The organism is Brucella sp. HL-2 (assembly GCF_025846885.2).
Taxonomy (GTDB): Bacteria; Pseudomonadota; Alphaproteobacteria; order Rhizobiales; family Rhizobiaceae; genus Brucella; species Brucella quorumnocens.
The window spans coordinates 20,229-38,500 of record NZ_JAOYTK010000021.1; the positions used below are offsets into that span (position 1 = coordinate 20,229).

Below are 18,272 nucleotides of genomic sequence, written 5' to 3' on the forward strand. Positions count from 1 at the left end.
CCTTCCTCCACAAACTAGTTATGTCCCCTAAGAAGGGCCCTGTATATATATTTTTCTCCTACCCAGGGCCGTTTATTCCATAGTTTCCCCACTGCGTCACAGACAAAAAATAGGGAGTTTCCCCCTATTTTTGCCTACCGTACCGGTTTTACGCAACAGTAAATCCGTGCGCAAACGGATCGCGGTCATCAATGAAGATGGTATTGTAGCCTGTCATGCGTGCCCAACCAGCAATGGACGGGATGATTCCGCTGCCTCCAGCCACTTCCACAGCACGCTCCACCCGACCGTGAAACAGCGATCCAATGATGGATTCATGCACGAAATCATCATCTGGTTTCAGCTTTCCTTTGGCCGCAAGCTGCGCCATTCGGGCCGAAGTGCCGGTGCCGCAAGGCGAACGATCAATCGCTTTGTCACCATAGAAAACTGCGTTGCGTGCGTGAGCTTCAGGGTGCGTCGGCTTTCCCGTCCAGAGAATATGTGTCAGACGATTGATGTCCAGAAGCTCAGGGTGCTGGAAATTATATTTCTCGTTCAAACGCTCGCGCAGCACCGGACTCCAGGCAATGAACTGCAACGCGGAATAATCTTGCATGTCCGTGTAATTTTCTTGCGGCTCAACAATTGCGTAGAAGTTTCCGCCATATGCGACATCTACTTTGAGAGGCCCCAGATCGGGGCATTCCACTTCCAGCCCTTCCGCATAAAGGAAGGCCGGAACATTGGTGAGACGGACGCGGTCCACATATTGACCGTTCTGCTCATATTCAATGGACACAAGCCCCGCAGGCGTATCTAGATTGAGCTTTCCCGGCGTCTTGGGCGTCACAAGCCCCTGTTCGATCGCCATGGTCACGGTGCCGATGGTACCATGGCCACACATCGGCAAGCAGCCCGACGTTTCAATAAACAACACTGCCACATCGCAATCCGGACGTGTCGGTGGATAGAGGATGGAGCCAGACATCATGTCATGTCCGCGTGGCTCGAACATGAGACCGGTGCGGATCCAATCATACTCGCGCAAGAAATGTGCGCGCTTTTCCATCATGTTGGAACCTTCAAGGTTCGGGCCACCGCCAGCCACCAGACGTACTGGGTTACCGCATGTGTGTCCGTCGATGCAAAAGAAAGAATGTCTTGCCATGGTGGTCAGTTCCGAAAACGTTGTGGCTTGAATGGTTCAATATTGATGACAGGCGCAAAACCTGTGATGAGATCACAGATAATTCTCCCTGTCGCTGCCGATTGTGTGAGACCCAGATGACCATGGCCGAAACCATAGTAAATATTGCCACCTGAGGATGCGCGGCCGATAACTGGCATGGAATCGGGCAGCGAAGGACGATAGCCCATCCACTGTCGCCCGCCCTCTGTCTTCAGTCCCGGCAAAAACATCGAGGCTTTTTTCAGCATCGCAGCTGAGCGCGCAAAGTTTGGCGGCAATTGAAGGCCTCCAAATTCGACAGCACCACCCACGCGCAAACCCGTTGCCATTGGCGTGATGACGAAGCCATGACCGGGAAAAGTCAGCTGCCGCTTCACATCGAAACTGCCAACCGGCAGTGTCGTATTATAGCCGCGCTCCGTATCGAGAGGCACCGCATCGCCAAACCCTTGGGCGATATCCTTCGACCACGCACCCGCCATAAGCACAAGGTGCGATGCGTTGATTTCCATACCATCATCAAGGCGAACAGCCGCACCATCATTGCGCTTTTGTGCATTTACCACCTTCGCCTGCAGGAAGCGCGCACCTTTACTCTCCGCATAGGCCCAGATGGCCTGACCGAACAGTTTTGGATCGCTGACATTCTTCCAGCCGGGAACAAAGGTGCCAGCCACAAATCGCGCATCAAGACCCGGCTGCAATTCCTTCAATCGGCTCGCGCGCACATGTTCATAAGCAATACCGGCCTTCTCACGCACATCCCATCCGGGTTGCGACGCAGCAAGCTCTGTTTCGCTTTCATAAAGTTCAAGATTTCCGTCTTCTCGCAGACAATCGCGCAGACCAGCACGATCAATCAGCCCGAGCATCTCGCTCTCGGCAAGGCGCATCATATTGCCCTGAGCGACTGTCGTCTTTTCAAGTGCTTCCACACTGCTCGCACGCCAGAAACGGTAAAGCCAAGGGATCATTTTCGGGAAGTAGGAAGGCCGGATCGAAAACGGCCCAAGAGGATCCATCAGCCAACCGGGAACCTTGCGCATGACGCCTTTGGATGCCATTGGTAGAATATCGGAAAATGCAAGGGCGGCGGCATTGCCGGAACTTGTTTCCTCGCAGATGCCGCTGCGGTCGATCACAAGAACATCGCGACCTTTTTCGGCCAGTAATGCAGCGGTGGCCACACCCACGATCCCGCCTCCAACGATGACGATGACGATGTCGTGTTGCCCCTTTGGATCAGAATTCATAAATGCACGGCTCCCGACCGGTCTGCTAATATTCGCCTCAGCTTACAACTCTGATCTATTTTCGCGCAATTCGCACCGGTTCTGTCCATCCATTTTTTGGAATGACACCATGCCAAAAGCTCGCTATCGATGATAATCGCTCAGTATCGGTATTCTTGCTATTTTTGCGACGGCATACGCTCTTCATTGATATATCACAGATATATCTGTAAGGTTCAAACCTGTCAATTGCTATCATTATAAGGCTTAGATCTGCATGGAACATGCAAGCATCCACAACAAGACAGCGAGAACTACCGCGACTCTTATTGATAGCTGGGGCAGCGAGAGCCTCGCAGAACAGGCCTATCGCGTTCTGGAGCGCTCGATTGTGACGCTTGAGCTGGAACCTGGTGCTATCGTCAACGAACGATCCTTGATCGAGTTAACCGGAATGGGCCGAACCCCTATTCGCGAAGCGATCCAGCGTTTGGCTTGGGAAGGACTGGTTGAGGTGCGTCCGCGTTCTGGCATTGCTATCGCGCAAATTGATCCCACGGACTTCACCAAGGTTCTGGATGCGCGCGAAGGTGTCGAGCGGGTACTAGCGCGTGATGCTGCGCGTTTTGGCAGCGCGCGCGATTACGAGCGACTCAAGGCTGCCGCGGACGCCATGCGTCAGGCCATACCTTCCGAAGATGTTTCACTATTTCTGGATGCGGATAAAGCATTCGATATCGTGCTTGGCACAGCAGCCAGCAATCCCTACGCGGCACGTCTGGCAGCGCCTTTACAAACGCATAGCCGCAGATTCTGGTTTAGACTGCGCCCCTCGACCGGCATAACCGGTTCTGCCAATGCCCACGCCACCCTGATCGAAGCTATCGTATCTCGTGAGCCGGAGCGCGCCAGCGACACGGCCAGTGAATTGATGGCTTATCTGCGGACGCTTGCACCATAAGATCGAACGCGCATCCAGCAAAATTCAAAACGGCTTGGGACTTGAATTAACAGTACAATAAAGCGCCGATGGATCAGGCTGCGCTTAACGAATTACGCACTTGTGCTAGGGCATTAACGCCAACGGCCGTCGTTGATCTCGTATCGAAAATAAGGCCATCGTCAGTGCCTATGTCATTGACCGCATTTGCATACAAATGCCGTGTTCCATGCCCCATATCCATCGTCTGAACCGAAGCGATGGAAAGAATGGCCAGAAGACCAAATACAGTCTGCGACGAGTAACGCATCTCCAACGCTCCGCCATGAACTTTAATGAGATGAAATTAAGCGGTCGCTGATGTCAAAAAAATGGCAGATGTGGATCGAAGGCAGGGCGACGGTTCACGAAACCGCGATCCGATCTACAGTGGTTTGTTCATGGAGTCAGACATTTTACGCATCACATGAAGTGCTGTGCTCAGATCTTCGTCACTAATGCCTTCAAGCAAATCAGCACGAACATCACCAGCAAGTTTGACGACTTCCTCAGCGAGCTGTTTGCCTTGTTCGGTCATCATAATGCGCTTTGCGCGACGATCACCTTCCACTGCTTGCCGCTCGACAAAAGCCTGACGCTCCAAGCCGTCGATCAAACGAACCATGGTGGCGTTTTCGATCTCAAGCACCTCTGCCAGTTCCTTCTGGTAAAGGCCTTCTTGTTCGATCAGCGTCAGCAGAGTACGCGCACGCGCCAGCGTAAGGCCTCGCTCCTTGACGCGAGCATCAAACAATGTGCGAAGCCTGCGATTGACCTTCGCCATTGCGTCGATCATCTCCGCACTGAGATCTGCTCTGCTCATCGTGAAAGCCTTATATTAGGGACCTAACAATTAATTAATGAGATAAATGGCCAGCACACGGTTTTCAAGCGATCATACCAAACTCACGCAAGCGTGATGGTACAACCAACGCATAGTGCCGGTTCGGCCGAAAAATCCCCGGCAGTAAGAGCGTGAAAAAACGAAAGCGGGCCAAGGCCCGCTTTCAAAGAATTGTTGGTATAGGAAGCCGAAGCCTAACCTTTTCAGGCCGGCAATACGGTTCCCTGCAGTGTCATCAGCTGATGCAGGAAAATCTCTGCCTTCGTGCGATGTTCGTTCGTCGAAGCATCTTCAAGATGCTTGCGAGCGATTTCGATACGCTTCTGAATGTCGGCGGGATCAACATCGTCGACATGTGTTGCCGATTCGGCCAGAACAGTGCAGCCCTGTGGGGTAATGTCGGCAAAGCCGCCAAAAACCACATAGGAATCGGACTTGCCGTCGCTCAGCTTAACCGAAACAACACCCGGCATGATCGTCGTCATCAACGGCGAATGTCCGGCAAGAGCCGTCAAATAGCCTTCACTGCCCGGAATGACGACTTCCGTCACCTGCGCGGATAGCAGAAGGCGTTCAGGCGACACGAGTTCGAATTGGAAAGCTTGAGCCATGGTTCTCACTTAAATTTCCAGAGCTTGATCCCGAAAGTGGAAACCGATTTTCGGAAAAGATCATGCTCAAACAAATGAACAGGCATTTGCGGCGGGCATGAAAGCCCGCCGAAAACTCAATTCATTACGCGGCTTCAGCAGCCAACTTCTTCGCCTTTTCGATCGCTTCTTCAATCGAGCCAACCATGTAGAAGGCTGGTTCTGGAAGATGATCGTATTCACCTGCGCAAAGGCCCTTGAAGCCCTTGATGGTGTCGGCGAGATCAACCAGCTTACCCGGCGAACCGGTGAACACTTCAGCAACAAAGAACGGCTGCGACAGGAAGCGTTCGATCTTACGAGCGCGCGCAACAGTCAGCTTATCTTCTTCCGACAGTTCGTCCATGCCGAGGATGGCGATGATGTCCTGAAGCGACTTGTAGCGCTGAAGGATCGACTGAACCTGACGTGCAACTGCGTAGTGTTCTTCACCAACAATCATCGGATCGAGCATACGCGACGTGGATTCAAGTGGATCCACAGCCGGGTAAATACCCTTTTCAGCGATCGAACGGTTAAGCGTCGTGGTCGCATCCAAGTGAGCGAACGACGTTGCCGGTGCAGGATCGGTCAAATCGTCGGCAGGAACGTAAATTGCCTGAACCGAGGTAATCGAACCCTTGGTCGTCGTGGTGATGCGTTCCTGCATCTGGCCCATGTCGGTTGCCAGCGTTGGCTGATAACCCACTGCGGAAGGAATACGGCCCAGAAGTGCCGAGAGTTCCGAACCAGCCTGCGTAAAGCGGAAGATGTTGTCCACGAAGAACAGAACGTCCTGGCCCTTGTCACGGAAGTTTTCAGCGACCGTGAGGCCCGACAGGGCAACGCGAGCGCGCGCACCCGGAGGCTCGTTCATCTGACCGTAAACGAGTGCGGCCTTGGAGCCTTCACCGCCACCGAGCTTGTTAACGCCCGATTCGATCATTTCGTGGTAAAGGTCGTTACCTTCACGGGTACGTTCACCAACGCCTGCGAATACGGAGTAACCGCCGTGCGCTTTAGCAACGTTGTTGATCAGTTCCATGATCAGAACGGTCTTGCCAACGCCTGCGCCGCCGAACAGACCGATCTTACCACCCTTTGCGTAAGGAGCGAGAAGGTCAACAACCTTAATGCCCGTTACGAGGATTTCAGCTTCGGTCGACTGTTCGATATACTCAGGAGCTTCCTGGTGAATCGCGCGACGTGCAGTCGTCTTGATCGGACCAGCTTCGTCAACCGGCTCACCGATAACGTTCATGATACGGCCGAGCGTTTCTTCGCCAACCGGAACCATGATCGGGTTGCCCGTGTCGCGCACTTCGTGGCCGCGAACCAGACCTTCGGTCGAGTCCATAGCAATCGTGCGAACAGTGTTTTCGCCCAGATGCTGTGCAACTTCAAGAACCAGACGGCTGCCCAGGTTGTCGGTTTCCAGAGCGTTGAGGATCAGCGGGAGCTGACCTTCTTCGAACTGTACGTCGACAACAGCGCCGATGACCTGAGTGATCTTGCCCACTGCACCGGTCGTAGCTGCCTTAGGAGCGGCAGCTGCCTTAGCTGGAGCAGTCTTGGCTGGAGCCTTTTTGGCTGGAGCTTTGGCCGCTGCTGGCTTCGCTTCGGCCGCGGCGGTAGTTTTCGGGGTCGCTGCTTTTGCCATCGATCCTTTACCTTCCGTTAGCATGATCCCGAAAAGTTGCAGACTTTTCGGGGAAGATCATGCGATGAACCTTAACTCTAAAGCGCTTCCGCGCCCGAAATGATTTCGATCAGTTCCTTGGTGATCTGAGCCTGACGCTGACGGTTATACGTGATCGACAACTTGTTGATCATGTCACCGGCATTACGCGTCGCATTGTCCATTGCGCTCATCTTCGCGCCCATTTCGCCCGCCACATTTTCCAGCAGAGCGCGGAAAATCTGGACCGAAATATTGCGCGGGATCAGCGTGCTCAGGATCGCCGCAGGATCAGGTTCGTACTCATAAATCGCATCGCCTGCAGTATCCGCCTGCGCAACATCACCAGCCGAAGCTGGAATGAGCTGCTGCGCGGTCGGAATCTGTGCGATTACCGACTTGAACTCGGAATAGAACAGCGTGCAGACATCAAATGCGCCCTGTTCAAACAGCTCAATCACCTTGTGGCCGATCTGGTCGGCATGCACGAAAGCAAGCTGTTTGACTTCACGCAAATTGACATGGTCGATGATCAGCGAGGCAAATTCACGACGCAGAATGTCTGCGCCCTTTTTGCCAACGGTGAGAATCTTGACCGTCTTGCCTTCAGCGAGGAGCTTACGAGCATGATCACGCGCAAGACGCGCAATCTGGCTGTTGAAACCGCCGCAAAGGCCACGTTCTGCAGTCGCGACGACGAGCAAATGCACGTCGTCCTTGCCCGTACCAGCCATCAATGCCGGTGCGTCTTCGCCGCTCACGTTTTGCGCGATATTAGCGAGGACGGCACCCATGCGCTGCGAGTAAGGCCGTGCAGCCTCCGCAGCTTCCTGGGCACGGCGCAGCTTCGCCGCGGCGACCATCTGCATCGCCTTGGTGATTTTCTGCGTCGCCTTGACCGAGGCGATACGGTTTCTCAGATCCTTTAGTGAAGGCATCCGTTCATCCCGTCACAAAATTCAAGCAAAAGACTTGGCGAACGCGTCGACCGCTGCCTTGAGCTTTGCTTTGATGTTGTCGGTGAGTGCCTTTTCATCGCGGATCGCATCCAGCACATCCTTGTGCTCGGTGCGCAGCGAAGAAAGAAGACCTGCTTCGAACTTGCCAACCTGGTTGACGGCGATCTTATCAAGATAGCCATTCACGCCAGCGTAAATCACGGCAACCTGTTCTTCCGTCTTGAGCGGCGAGAACTGTGGCTGCTTGAGAAGTTCGGTCAGGCGAGCACCGCGGTTAAGCAGACGCTGCGTCGAAGCATCAAGATCCGAGCCGAACTGAGCAAATGCTGCCATTTCACGATACTGGGCGAGTTCACCCTTAATCGAGCCTGCAACCTGCTTCATGGCCTTGATCTGAGCCGACGAACCAACGCGGGAAACCGACAGACCGACGTTAACAGCCGGACGGATACCCTGATAGAACAGGTTGGTTTCGAGGAAGATCTGGCCGTCGGTGATCGAGATCACGTTGGTCGGAATGAACGCGGAAACGTCGTTGCCCTGCGTTTCGATGACCGGCAGAGCCGTCAGCGAGCCAGCACCGTTTTCGTCGTTGAGCTTTGCAGCGCGTTCAAGAAGACGCGAATGCAGATAGAAAACGTCGCCTGGGTAAGCTTCACGGCCCGGAGGACGACGAAGCAGAAGCGACATCTGACGGTAAGCAACAGCCTGCTTGGAAAGATCGTCATAGCCGATCAGAGCGTGCTGGCCATTGTCACGGAAATATTCACCGATCGCGCAGCCTGCAAATGGCGCAAGGTACTGCATCGGAGCCGGATCAGAAGCAGTAGCTGCGATCACGACGGAATATTCGAGAGCGCCGCGTTCTTCGAGGACCTTAACGAACTGGGCAACTGTCGAACGCTTCTGGCCGATAGCGACATAGACGCAATAAAGCTTTTCTTTGTCTGGGCCGTTGTCGTGGATTGGCTTCTGATTAAGGAAGGTATCGAGAATGATCGCGGTCTTGCCGGTCTGACGGTCACCGATGACCAGCTCGCGCTGACCACGACCAACCGGGATCAGAGCGTCAACAGCCTTGAGGCCGGTCGACATTGGCTCGTGAACCGACTTACGCGGAATGATGCCCGGTGCCTTGACGTCGACGCGGCGACGTTCAGTAGCAACGATAGGGCCTTTGCCGTCGATTGGGTTGCCGAGAGCATCGACAACACGGCCGAGCAGGCCTGGACCGACTGGAACGTCGACGATCGCGCCGGTACGCTTGACGACGTCGCCTTCCTTGATGTCACGGTCAGCACCAAAAATAACCACACCGACATTGTCGGTTTCAAGGTTAAGCGCCATGCCGCGAATACCACCAGGGAATTCGACCATTTCGCCAGCCTGAACATTGTCCAGACCGTAAACGCGGGCGATACCGTCGCCGACGGACAGAACCTGACCGACTTCGGAGACCTCAGCCTCCTTGCCGAAGTTCTTGATTTGCTCTTTCAGGATAGCGGAAATTTCCGCGGCGCGGATGTCCATCAGCCGACCTCTTTCAGTGCAAGCTTGAGAGAAGAAAGTTTAGTGCGAAGGGACGTGTCGATCTGACGCGAACCCATTTTGACGATAAGACCGCCGAGGATCGACGGATCGACGGTGACATTGATCGTCACGTCCTTGCCGGCGACGCCCTTCAGCGTTGCCTTCAATTCGTTCTGCTGCGCGGCAGTCAATGCGTGCGCAGAAATAACATCAGCGGAAATCTCACCACGATGTTCAGCTGCAATCTCACGGAAAGCGGCAATAATGCCCGGCAGCACAAAAAGGCGACGGTTTTGCGCGACGACGCGCAGAAAATTGCCGACCAGACCCTTGATGCCAGCCTTGTCAGCAATCGCGCTAATAGCGTGAAGCTGGTCTTCAGCAGAGAAGACCGGGCTGGAAATCAGGCGCTTCAGGTCTTCGCTTCCGCTCAGAAGCGCCTCGAAACGACCAAGATCTTTTTCCACAGCAGCAACGGATTTAGCGTCGAGCGCAAGCTCAAACAACGATCCGGCGTAGCGCTGTGCGACACCTGAAATGAGCGAAGACGTTTCTGCCACGAAAAACCTGCTCTCTACGTTGAAACCATCTTTTTGGGAATTCGGCAGGACCGAAAGGCCAAGCAGATGATTTTATTGAATGTTTCCGGGTAACCCCTGACGCGCGAGCGCGACAACACCGAAATGTGATTGCCGTCTAGCATAGACGAACCAGACTCGCAACACGCGAATCCCGCACTTTTGCGTAAGTTTTGCCGCAATTTTAGGTTAGAAAAGTACTAACCAAGCCCACTAATACAGCAAGGTGCTCTTTAGCGCATCAATCCGACTTCAGCGGATAAAGCCAAAAGCATAAAGCAAAGGTCCGGCAGCCAGCGCAAACTCGATAACGGCAGCGACAACATTATAGAAAGTTGCCCCCTTATCCGACATCATCGAAATGAAACGTCCGAACAGCGCAAATCCCCACGCAGCGCCAAGAACGACCCACAAAAATGGCTGTGCAAAAATGAGGCAGCCAAGCCCTATCCCCAGATAAGGACCAGCCAGCACGGCACGAATGGAGCTATAAGCTTCCGGGCGCGCATTGATCGGTTGAAGCCGCATCAGTTTCATGGTGATGCCCGGTGCGAAAAGCATAACGATGCCAGCAAAAGCGGTTACAACCGCCGCACTCCATGCGAGCCATTCGCCGGTTGTGGCGGGAAGATAAAATTCCATTGCGTTTCACCCTCAATCTGAACTGCTTGGCTATAACCCAGTTTTGCGCGACCGAAAACCGATCAGGTCGATCACTACGCAGTATATTAACCGGCAACGACACAGCAGTCAGACCGAACCGCAGACGTTCAGTGCTTATTGGAGCTGCGTAATTTGGCGATGCGCCCTGCTATTAACGGAATGAAGAGAATAATCGCCGCGCCAATCACCCATATGATCCAAAGCGCCGGTGCAAGCAAACCACGCAGAATAGCGACACCAGAACCAGCCAGTTGATCAAGCTTGAAAATACCGATCAAGGCACTCGCCTCATTACCGACCACCGTTGTTTCAATGGAGGTCAGAGCAGGCCCATTGCTTTCAATCCAGGCGATTACAGCATCAGAAAAAGAATAGGAAAGCCAGATCGCAAGCGACCAGATCATTAATCCAATCAGGGAGATAATCCAAAAGCGACTCCCGTTTCTCCCGCGTTGCTGTTGCGAAGTTCGGTCATATCTCATCATTTTTCAAAACCTTAAAAAGCGCGCGAGATAAAGGCTACATCCTCTAGTCACTAGAGATGCAAACCCTTTTTTCTGACCTCCGTTTTTGTAGGATACAGAACTAAAGGAAGCTCTGCGGATCGATATCCACCTGCACTCTGATAGAACCGCGTTCCTTGGGAGCGGCGGCGAGCAATGCGCGTATAAACCCTTGAATATCTGCTCTTTTTGTTCCGTGCACGAGGATGCGGAACCGGTGCCGGCCACGCACAAGGGCGAGTGGTGCTTCCGCAGGTCCAAGCACTGAAATCTCAGTCGACGCTGGCGCTGCACGGCGCAGTGCACGTGCGTGATTCTCGGCATCGGGTCGATTATCGGCCGAAATGATAAGCGCGGCGAGACGACCGAAGGGCGGCAAAACACTGCGTTCCCGCTCTTCGATTTCGCGGGCGTAGAATGCTTCCGAATCGCCACTAACGATGGCGCGCATCACGGGATGATCCGGCTGATAGGTTTGAAGAAGACCCAAGCTCTTGCGACCTGTACGCCCAGCGCGGCCCGTGACCTGATTGAGCAACTGGAACGTGCGCTCAGCAGCACGCGGATCACCATTCGCAAGCCCGAGATCGGCATCCACCACGCCCACCAGTGTCATGTTGGGGAAGTTATGCCCCTTGGCCACAAGCTGCGTGCCAATCACGATATCGGCCTCGCCTTTAGCAATGGCATCAAGTTCAAGCCGCAAACGCTTTACACCACCAGCCATATCAGACGAAAGCACTATGATTCGTGCATCAGGAAAGGTTGCGGCCACTTCTTCTGCAATACGTTCGACGCCAGGGCCACAAGCAACCAGATGATCAAGCGTACCGCATTCAGGACACGCTTCCGGCACTGGCTCATGATAGCCGCACTGGTGACACATGAGCTGACCGCGAAAACGATGTTCGACCAGCCAGCTTGAGCATTGCGGACACTGGAAGCGATGTCCGCACACCCTGCAAAGCGTTAGCGGCGCATAGCCACGGCGGTTGAGGAACAGCAGCGCCTGCTCGCCACGCTCCACCGTCTTTCCCACAGCTTCTGTGAGTGCCGGTGAAAGAAATCGTCCTGGCGGCGGCGGCGAGCGCCGCATATCGATGGTCTTGAGCGTCGGCAATGCCGCTTCCGCATATCGCCCATAAAGCTTGATTCGCTTGTAACGGCCCTGATCGGCATTCACCTGGCTCTCGATCGAAGGCGTAGCCGATGCCAATATGACCGGAAAATTACCGATATGTCCGCGCACCACCGCCATATCGCGCGCATTATAGAAAACGCGATCTTCCTGCTTGTAAGCCGGATCGTGCTCTTCATCGACAACGATCAGCCCAAGCTCTTTGAACGGCAAAAACAGCGCAGAACGTGCTCCCGCCACAACACGCACCGTGCCTTCGGCCACTTGTCGCCAGACACGCTCGCGCGTGCGCGGTGCAAGATCGGAATGCCATTCAGCGGGCTTTGCACCAAATCGATCATGAAAACGGTCGAGAAACTGCTGTGTGAGTGCGATTTCAGGCAAGAGAATCATTACCTGTTTGCCCTGATCGAGCGCTTTGGCTACCGCCTCGAAGTAAACCTCCGTTTTGCCCGAGCCCGTCACGCCATCAAGAAGCGAAACCGAAAAGCACTTTGCCACAACCGATTCGGCCAGCATTTCAGCGGCAGCCTGCTGGTCTTCTGAAAGCGCTGCTCGCGCATAATCAGTGTCAGGTGTTGCCACCACCGCAGGCGGAGGCAACATCACTTCTTCAAACACGCCCTGCGTTTTCAGGCCATCGACAACAGTCAGCGAGACACCTGCTGCATGGGCAAGGCCTGAGCGTGTCCAGGCGAGTCCATCGCGCGCCAATTCCATGACGCGGGCGCGAGCATCAGTCATACGCTCTGGCTCGCCGCCATTGTAGCGAAGACCCGGAACAGCGGGTTCTGGATCAAAGGCCGCAGGGGCCCGCAGCACCATGCGCGCCACCATTCCGGGTGGTGAAAGCGTGTAGTCAGCAGCCCAGCGCATAAAGCGAAGCATTTCGCTGTCCACGGGCGGACAATCAAAAACCTGTGAGATTGCGCGGAGCTTTTTGGCATCCACCGCATCGGTCACGCCATCGCAAACGATTCCTGCAACCTCACGCGGTCCCAACGGGACGCGCACGATCGAGCCGGGCTGGACACGCATTCCCTCCGGCACCATATAAGAATAAGGCCGCTCAGCGGGCATGGGTACAAGCACCGGCACCACACTCGGAGTGGGTTCCGCAAAGAGGCCCAAAATATCGTGCGAATCTTTCGACATGATTGCGTGACCTTGGCGTGGCTTTGCGCTAAAGAAAAGCCACCTTCCGGGAATTAAATGGATTTAGTTTCCCTCAACACCCGCGCTCACTATGGAGGAACGCTGTTATGAAGTTTTTCGTCGACACTGCGGACGTCAAGGAAATCCGCGAACTCAACGACCTGGGTCTGGTCGATGGCGTAACCACTAACCCATCCCTCATCCTGAAATCGGGCCGCGATATTCTTGAAGTAACCAAAGAAATCTGCTCCTTCGTCAAGGGCCCGGTTTCGGCTGAAGTTGCTGGAACAGAGTATGAGCAGATCATGAAGGAAGCGGCAGTCATTGCCAAGATCGCAGACAATATCTGCATTAAGCTTCCACTGACCCTTGATGGCCTCAAGGCATGTAAGGCTCTGACCTCGGACGGTCACAAGACCAACGTGACGCTCTGCTTCTCAGCCAATCAGGCTCTGCTCGCTGCCAAGGCCGGCGCGACCTTCGTTTCGCCATTCATCGGTCGTATCGATGACATGGGCGTCAACGGCATGGAACTGATTGCCGAAATCCGTACCATCTTCGACAATTACGATTTCCGCACCGAAATCCTTGCCGCTTCGGTTCGCACCGTAAACCACGTCAAGGAAGCTGCTCTCATCGGTGCCGATGTTGTTACTGCACCTCCGGCAACGCTCAAGGCACTCGTCAAGCATCCGCTGACCGACAAGGGCCTCGAAACCTTCCTCGCCGACTGGGCGAAGACTGGCCAGAAGATCGCTTAAGGCAGATCACTTAATCAAGCAAAACGGCGGATCAATGATCCGCCGTTTTTGTTTATCCCAATATCGTCTCGCCATCGTTCTTGGCAACACGGATGGGCCTGCTGCCACAATGCTCCGTAATTGCATCCGCAAGCCGAGCCGAATGCGTCACCACCCATATCTGACTGCGCTCCGAGGCTCGCGCGATCATCTTCGCAAGCGAAGGAATCATATCCGGGTGCAGACTTGCTTCTGGTTCGTTCAATGCAATCAGCGGCGGCAAACGATAAGATAAAAGCGCACCTGCCAGGGCCAGTAATCTGATCTGCCCATCCGATAATTCACCGGGTCTGAACACACGTGGTGGGAAAGCTGGAAAATTCAGACCGAATGTTGCTGTTTCTTCCGGAAACGGAATGATAAGCTTTGCGCCTTCCAAGGCATCGGCAATCAGACGGTCAAGATCGACTGTATCCTGACGAATATGGGCGAGTGTCGCAAACACCGATGCGAGATTGCTACCGTCCTCGTCCAGCATCGCAGCAGTTGCAGCAATGGATGGCTGCCGCACCGGCGCATCACGATCACTTCTGAAACCATGATAAAAGCGCCAGCCCCGCAATTGAGCAGATAAATCGCCAATTTCGGGATAGTGACCCGACTGCCCGAGGACTGCGAGGCCACTTTCGGAAGTAAGGAGCCGTGCCGGATGTTCCATCCGCCGCCCTTCTCCATCTCGTGCAAAGACGGCAGGTCCTTTTCGATCCATCAGATCAACGGGGCGGCGTCCGGTGTCGAGATTGAGCTGCTCTTCCTTTATCTGCGGCTCAAACGGAAAAGCACCCGATACCGGCGGCGGCAATCCCGCCTCAACCCGATAAGACAGACGCGATGCAAGTCGTTCGTCTTCAAACTCCGCTTCCAGAATGATTCGAGCCTGCTCATGCTTGCGTCGAATTCCACCCCACACGGCCGATTGCATGCCGCCTTCACGAACAATCTCATTCGAGAATGTACCTTCAGCCGCTGCCTTCACCAATTGAAGCGCGCGATAAAGATTGGACTTTCCCGCACCATTCTCACCGACAAAGACCGTAACCTGTCCAAGCTCAAACCGGACTGATCTAAGCGACCGATAGCCTTTTGCCGAGAACGAAACGAGACGCATGTTTTCTCTGCTCCATAAACAAAAGGCGGCACAAATTGCGCCGCCTTTTAAAACTCACAAAATCTAACCCGCTCAGAGCTTCGACATCTGCATCGCAAGTGAGAGGAATATCTGCTCTGCCAGTTCTTCCGCTGCACGCTTGGTCGCATCGCGTTGTGCGCGCAGGTTAGCAAATTCTTGACGTGGACGATCGAATGACGATCCCGCTGTGCGTGTGCCCGAGACAAGAGGCTTGCCGTCCTTGTCACGCAATACATAATTGGATGTCGCTTTGACGATACCAGCCGATGGACGACCGGTACGGTCAGTCTGATCGCCAATATCCACACTCACCGCGTTCAGCGTGTTGCTGCTTAAGCCCAGGCTGAGGCGATAGTTCGGAGCGGCAGGCTCACCTGCCCCACCGCTGAGCAAAAAGATCAGGCGGTTACGAACCTGCTGCTGAAACACATTGCCTGCCGGGTCGATTGAAATCGACGCAAGCTTGCTGCGCATATCCGGCGTGACGCTGCCACCGATTGTGCCGCCGGTACCACCCGACGAATAAAGCGGTTGCACGGTGCAGCCTGCGATCAGAACCGCTGCCCCTAGAGCAGCGATTGCGACGCGGAAAGCCTTGAATGTGGAAATGAGGCGATCAGGCAACGACATTGACGATCCTTTGCGGCACCACGATGATCTTCTTCGGCGAGCCCCCATCGAGCGCAGCCTTGACAAAGTCAAGTTCGAGCACCGCCTGCTGGATTGTAGCTTGATCAGCGTCGCGGGCGATTGTCAAATCCCCACGCTTCTTGCCGTTGATCTGTACCGGCAAAACGATCTCGTTTTCCACGATCATCGCGGCATCGAACGATGGCCATGCTGCTGTTGCAGCGAGCGTGTCCTTGCCGGTGATCTTGCCGCCGAGTTCAGTCAGGCACTGTTCAGCCAGATGCGGCATCATCGGTGCAACCATCAGAACCAGCATTTCGGTGGCCTCACGCAGAGCTCCCTTCAACTGATCGTCAGCCTTGCCCGAGGCAGCCAGTTGCAACGATGCTGCAAGCGCATTCACCAATTCATAAAGACGCGCAACCGCACGATTGAAAGCGAGCTTTTCAATATCGTCACCGACAGCCTGAACTGCTTTGTGAGCAGCTTTGGAAATAGCGAGAGCATCACCGTCGATGCCGGACTTGGGCGCAACATCTTTCAGAACAGGTGCCGCTTCCGATACCAGACGCCAGACGCGCTGCACGAAACGATGCGCGCCTTCTGCGCCCGCTTCTGTCCAGATAACGTCGCGCTCTGGCGGGCTGTCAGACAGCATGAACCAGCGCGCAGTGTCAGCACCGTAAGAAGAAATAATGTCATCGGGATCGACCACATTCTTCTTCGACTTCGACATCTTCTCAATTGAGCCAATGTCAACCGGAGCACCGCTATCAAGCATGGTAGCGGTGCGCTTGCCATCAATGTCTTCAATGCGAATATCGGCAGGTGCCACCCACTGGCCATCAGACTTATAGGTCTCGTGCACCACCATGCCTTGCGTGAACAGGCCCTTGAACGGCTCATCAATGCCGACATGACCAGCCACTTTCATGGCACGGGTGAAGAAGCGCGAGTAAAGCAGATGCAGGATCGCGTGTTCTACGCCGCCAATATACTGATCAACCGGCAACCAGTGATCGGCAATCGCGCGGTTTGTAGGCTCGTTTTCCCACGGGGCGGTAAAGCGTGCATAGTACCAGGACGAATCGACAAATGTATCCATCGTGTCGGTTTCGCGACGCGCTTCGCCACCGCATTTCGGGCAGTTCACATGACGCCATGTGGCATGACGATCAAGCGGATTTCCCGGACGGTCAAACTCGACATCATCCGGCAACTTGACCGGCAAATCAGCACGCGGCACCGGATTGACGCCACAGCTTTCGCAATGGATCATCGGGATTGGGCAACCCCAATAGCGCTGACGCGAAATACCCCAGTCGCGCAGACGGAACTGCACTTTGCGTTGGGCCTGCGCACGACCGTCAAGATCGGTCTTTTCAAGACGATTCGCGACATCGTTGAAAGCTGCTTCCGGCGTCATGCCATCGAGGAAGCGTGAGTTTACCATCACGCCATCATCGGTATAGGCTGTCTCGCCGATCACAAAATTCGCCGCATCCTCGTCCTTTGGCAGAACGACCGGCGTTACCTTCAAACCATATTTGTTGGCGAAATCCAGATCGCGCTGATCATGAGCAGGGCAACCGAAAATCGCGCCAGTGCCATATTCCATCAACACGAAGTTTGCGACATAAACCGGCAGTTCCCAGTTCTCATCGAACGGATGCTTAACCTTGACGCCTGTGTCGAAACCTTTTTTCTCAGCCGTTTCAAGCGCTGCAACGGAGGTTCCGGTGCGGCGGCATTCATCTGCAAACTCAGACAGATCGGCATTGGTTTCGGCAAGCTTCTTAGCCAGCGGATGATCAGCGGCGATCGCCACAAAAGATGCGCCAAACAGCGTATCTGGACGAGTCGTGTAGACTTCCACTTCCGAAAAATCTTGTGGCGCGGTCTTGCCGTCGAGCGCGAAGCGAACCTGCAAGCCTTCCGACTTGCCGATCCAGTTCTTCTGCATGACGCGAACTTTTTCCGGCCATTGGTCAAGCGTGTCGAGACCGGCCAGCAATTCCTCGCTGAAATCGGTGATCTTGAAGAACCATTGCGTCAGTTCGCGCTGTTCGACCAGCGCACCCGAACGCCAGCCGCGACCATCCACAACCTGCTCATTGGCAAGCACGGTGTTGTCGACCGGGTCCCAGTTAACCTTGGAGGTCTTGCGCGTCACCAGACCTTTTTCAAACAGATCGATGAACAGCATCTGCTGGCGCTGATAATATTCAACATCGCAGGTCGCAAACTCGCGCGACCAGTCGAGCGACAGACCCATCGATTTCAGCTGACGCTTCATCGTGGCGATGTTCTGATAGGTCCATTCTTTAGGATGCACGTTGTTTTGCATCGCCGCGTTTTCCGCAGGCATACCAAAGGCGTCCCATCCCATTGGATGAAGCACGTTGAAGCCCTTGGCGCGCTTGTAGCGAGCGACCACGTCACCCATCGCATAGTTGCGCACATGGCCCATGTGAATGCGCCCCGATGGATAGGGGAACATCTCGAGCACGTAATATTTTTCGCGGCTGTCGCTGTTGTCTGTCTCGAAAGTCTGGTTTTCTTCCCAGATTTTCTGCCAATGTGCTTCCGCCACGCGCGGATTATAACGTTCGGCTGCCATGAGCGTATTTACTCGTACGAAGGTGATGCAATAA

At 54.5% G+C, this 18,272-nt stretch carries 17 protein-coding genes; 2 read left to right on the forward strand and 15 right to left on the reverse strand.

All coding sequences use genetic code 11. The features are described from left to right. Positions 1–148: 148 nt before the first annotated feature. Positions 149–1,150 carry a 4-hydroxyproline epimerase gene (locus OIV19_RS18035; protein ID WP_264232621.1) on the reverse strand — a complete coding sequence of 334 codons (1,002 nt, stop codon included), beginning with the start codon at positions 1,148–1,150 and terminating at the stop codon, positions 149–151. A 5-nt stretch (positions 1,151–1,155) separates the two neighbouring features. After that, on the reverse strand, positions 1,156–2,424 hold the full coding sequence (locus OIV19_RS18040; protein ID WP_264232623.1) for an NAD(P)/FAD-dependent oxidoreductase: 1,269 nt from the start codon (positions 2,422–2,424) through the stop codon (positions 1,156–1,158). 256 nt (positions 2,425–2,680) lie between these two features. Here OIV19_RS18040 and OIV19_RS18045 point away from each other — a divergent pair, with 256 nt between their 5' ends. Continuing rightward, entirely contained in the window at positions 2,681–3,364 is a 684-nt protein-coding gene (locus OIV19_RS18045) for a GntR family transcriptional regulator (protein WP_264232625.1), read from the forward strand. A 73-nt stretch (positions 3,365–3,437) separates the two neighbouring features. Here OIV19_RS18045 and OIV19_RS18050 read toward each other — a convergent pair whose 3' ends face one another. From OIV19_RS18050 to OIV19_RS18095, 10 genes are all read right to left on the reverse strand, one after another. After that, positions 3,438–3,653, reverse strand: a complete 216-nt coding sequence (locus tag OIV19_RS18050; RefSeq protein WP_191793437.1) for a hypothetical protein — start codon at positions 3,651–3,653, stop codon at positions 3,438–3,440. A 114-nt stretch (positions 3,654–3,767) separates the two neighbouring features. Further along, positions 3,768–4,205 carry a MarR family winged helix-turn-helix transcriptional regulator gene (locus OIV19_RS18055; protein WP_095447392.1) on the reverse strand — a complete coding sequence of 146 codons (438 nt, stop codon included), beginning with the start codon at positions 4,203–4,205 and terminating at the stop codon, positions 3,768–3,770. A gap of 224 nt (positions 4,206–4,429) precedes the next feature. Then, complete coding sequence (locus OIV19_RS18060) at positions 4,430–4,837, reverse strand: F0F1 ATP synthase subunit epsilon (RefSeq protein WP_095447393.1); 408 nt, start codon at positions 4,835–4,837, stop codon at positions 4,430–4,432. Between the two features lie 124 nt (positions 4,838–4,961). Next, positions 4,962–6,515 (reverse strand): F0F1 ATP synthase subunit beta, encoded by a 1,554-nt coding sequence (atpD, locus tag OIV19_RS18065; protein ID WP_095447394.1) that lies wholly within the window; start codon positions 6,513–6,515, stop codon positions 4,962–4,964. Positions 6,516–6,592: 77 nt separating this feature from the next. Further along, positions 6,593–7,471, reverse strand: a complete 879-nt coding sequence (locus OIV19_RS18070) for a F0F1 ATP synthase subunit gamma (RefSeq protein ID WP_095447395.1) — start codon at positions 7,469–7,471, stop codon at positions 6,593–6,595. A 21-nt stretch (positions 7,472–7,492) separates the two neighbouring features. Further along, positions 7,493–9,022 carry a F0F1 ATP synthase subunit alpha gene (atpA, locus tag OIV19_RS18075; protein WP_024895799.1) on the reverse strand — a complete coding sequence of 510 codons (1,530 nt, stop codon included), beginning with the start codon at positions 9,020–9,022 and terminating at the stop codon, positions 7,493–7,495. Continuing rightward, complete coding sequence (locus OIV19_RS18080; protein ID WP_095447396.1) at positions 9,022–9,582, reverse strand: F0F1 ATP synthase subunit delta; 561 nt, start codon at positions 9,580–9,582, stop codon at positions 9,022–9,024. The genes atpA and OIV19_RS18080 overlap by 1 nt, the downstream gene beginning before the upstream one ends. Before the next feature lie 270 nt (positions 9,583–9,852). Further along, positions 9,853–10,242 carry an AGROH133_08824 family phage infection protein gene (locus tag OIV19_RS18085; RefSeq protein WP_264232629.1) on the reverse strand — a complete coding sequence of 130 codons (390 nt, stop codon included), beginning with the start codon at positions 10,240–10,242 and terminating at the stop codon, positions 9,853–9,855. Between the two features lie 128 nt (positions 10,243–10,370). After that, the gene (locus OIV19_RS18090) at positions 10,371–10,667 is read right to left on the reverse strand and encodes a hypothetical protein (RefSeq protein WP_264232631.1); all 297 of its coding nucleotides are present in this window, start codon (positions 10,665–10,667) and stop codon (positions 10,371–10,373) included. Positions 10,668–10,848: 181 nt separating this feature from the next. Next, positions 10,849–13,059 (reverse strand): primosomal protein N', encoded by a 2,211-nt coding sequence (locus OIV19_RS18095; RefSeq protein WP_095447399.1) that lies wholly within the window; start codon positions 13,057–13,059, stop codon positions 10,849–10,851. A 107-nt stretch (positions 13,060–13,166) separates the two neighbouring features. Between OIV19_RS18095 and fsa the strand changes: the two genes are divergently transcribed. Next, positions 13,167–13,820, forward strand: a complete 654-nt coding sequence (gene fsa / locus OIV19_RS18100) for a fructose-6-phosphate aldolase (protein WP_007876832.1) — start codon at positions 13,167–13,169, stop codon at positions 13,818–13,820. 52 nt (positions 13,821–13,872) lie between these two features. On the opposite strand, the gene OIV19_RS18105 is transcribed toward fsa, so the two are convergent. The 3 genes from OIV19_RS18105 to leuS form a co-directional block, all read right to left on the reverse strand. Further along, the gene (locus tag OIV19_RS18105) at positions 13,873–14,967 is read right to left on the reverse strand and encodes an AAA family ATPase (RefSeq protein ID WP_264232633.1); all 1,095 of its coding nucleotides are present in this window, start codon (positions 14,965–14,967) and stop codon (positions 13,873–13,875) included. Between the two features lie 72 nt (positions 14,968–15,039). After that, positions 15,040–15,618 carry an LPS assembly lipoprotein LptE gene (gene lptE, locus OIV19_RS18110; RefSeq protein ID WP_264232636.1) on the reverse strand — a complete coding sequence of 193 codons (579 nt, stop codon included), beginning with the start codon at positions 15,616–15,618 and terminating at the stop codon, positions 15,040–15,042. After that, positions 15,605–18,238 carry a leucine--tRNA ligase gene (gene leuS, locus OIV19_RS18115; RefSeq protein ID WP_095447403.1) on the reverse strand — a complete coding sequence of 878 codons (2,634 nt, stop codon included), beginning with the start codon at positions 18,236–18,238 and terminating at the stop codon, positions 15,605–15,607. Before leuS ends, lptE begins: the two co-directional genes overlap by 14 nt. Positions 18,239–18,272 lie beyond the last annotated feature (34 nt).

Coding starts and splice junctions, on each gene's coding strand:
- OIV19_RS18045 (WP_264232625.1), top strand. CDS start 2,681: ATGGAACATGCAAGCATCCACAACAAGACAGCGAGAACTACCGCGACT.
- OIV19_RS18035 (WP_264232621.1), bottom strand. CDS start 1,150: ATGGCAAGACATTCTTTCTTTTGCATCGACGGACACACATGCGGTAAC.
- lptE (WP_264232636.1), bottom strand. CDS start 15,618: ATGTCGTTGCCTGATCGCCTCATTTCCACATTCAAGGCTTTCCGCGTC.
- OIV19_RS18105 (WP_264232633.1), bottom strand. CDS start 14,967: ATGCGTCTCGTTTCGTTCTCGGCAAAAGGCTATCGGTCGCTTAGATCA.
- atpD (WP_095447394.1), bottom strand. CDS start 6,515: ATGGCAAAAGCAGCGACCCCGAAAACTACCGCCGCGGCCGAAGCGAAG.
- OIV19_RS18055 (WP_095447392.1), bottom strand. CDS start 4,205: ATGAGCAGAGCAGATCTCAGTGCGGAGATGATCGACGCAATGGCGAAG.
- fsa (WP_007876832.1), top strand. CDS start 13,167: ATGAAGTTTTTCGTCGACACTGCGGACGTCAAGGAAATCCGCGAACTC.
- OIV19_RS18050 (WP_191793437.1), bottom strand. CDS start 3,653: ATGCGTTACTCGTCGCAGACTGTATTTGGTCTTCTGGCCATTCTTTCC.
- OIV19_RS18060 (WP_095447393.1), bottom strand. CDS start 4,837: ATGGCTCAAGCTTTCCAATTCGAACTCGTGTCGCCTGAACGCCTTCTG.
- atpA (WP_024895799.1), bottom strand. CDS start 9,022: ATGGACATCCGCGCCGCGGAAATTTCCGCTATCCTGAAAGAGCAAATC.
- OIV19_RS18070 (WP_095447395.1), bottom strand. CDS start 7,471: ATGCCTTCACTAAAGGATCTGAGAAACCGTATCGCCTCGGTCAAGGCG.
- OIV19_RS18085 (WP_264232629.1), bottom strand. CDS start 10,242: ATGGAATTTTATCTTCCCGCCACAACCGGCGAATGGCTCGCATGGAGT.
- OIV19_RS18090 (WP_264232631.1), bottom strand. CDS start 10,667: ATGATCTGGTCGCTTGCGATCTGGCTTTCCTATTCTTTTTCTGATGCT.
- leuS (WP_095447403.1), bottom strand. CDS start 18,238: ATGGCAGCCGAACGTTATAATCCGCGCGTGGCGGAAGCACATTGGCAG.
- OIV19_RS18095 (WP_095447399.1), bottom strand. CDS start 13,059: ATGTCGAAAGATTCGCACGATATTTTGGGCCTCTTTGCGGAACCCACT.
- OIV19_RS18040 (WP_264232623.1), bottom strand. CDS start 2,424: ATGAATTCTGATCCAAAGGGGCAACACGACATCGTCATCGTCATCGTT.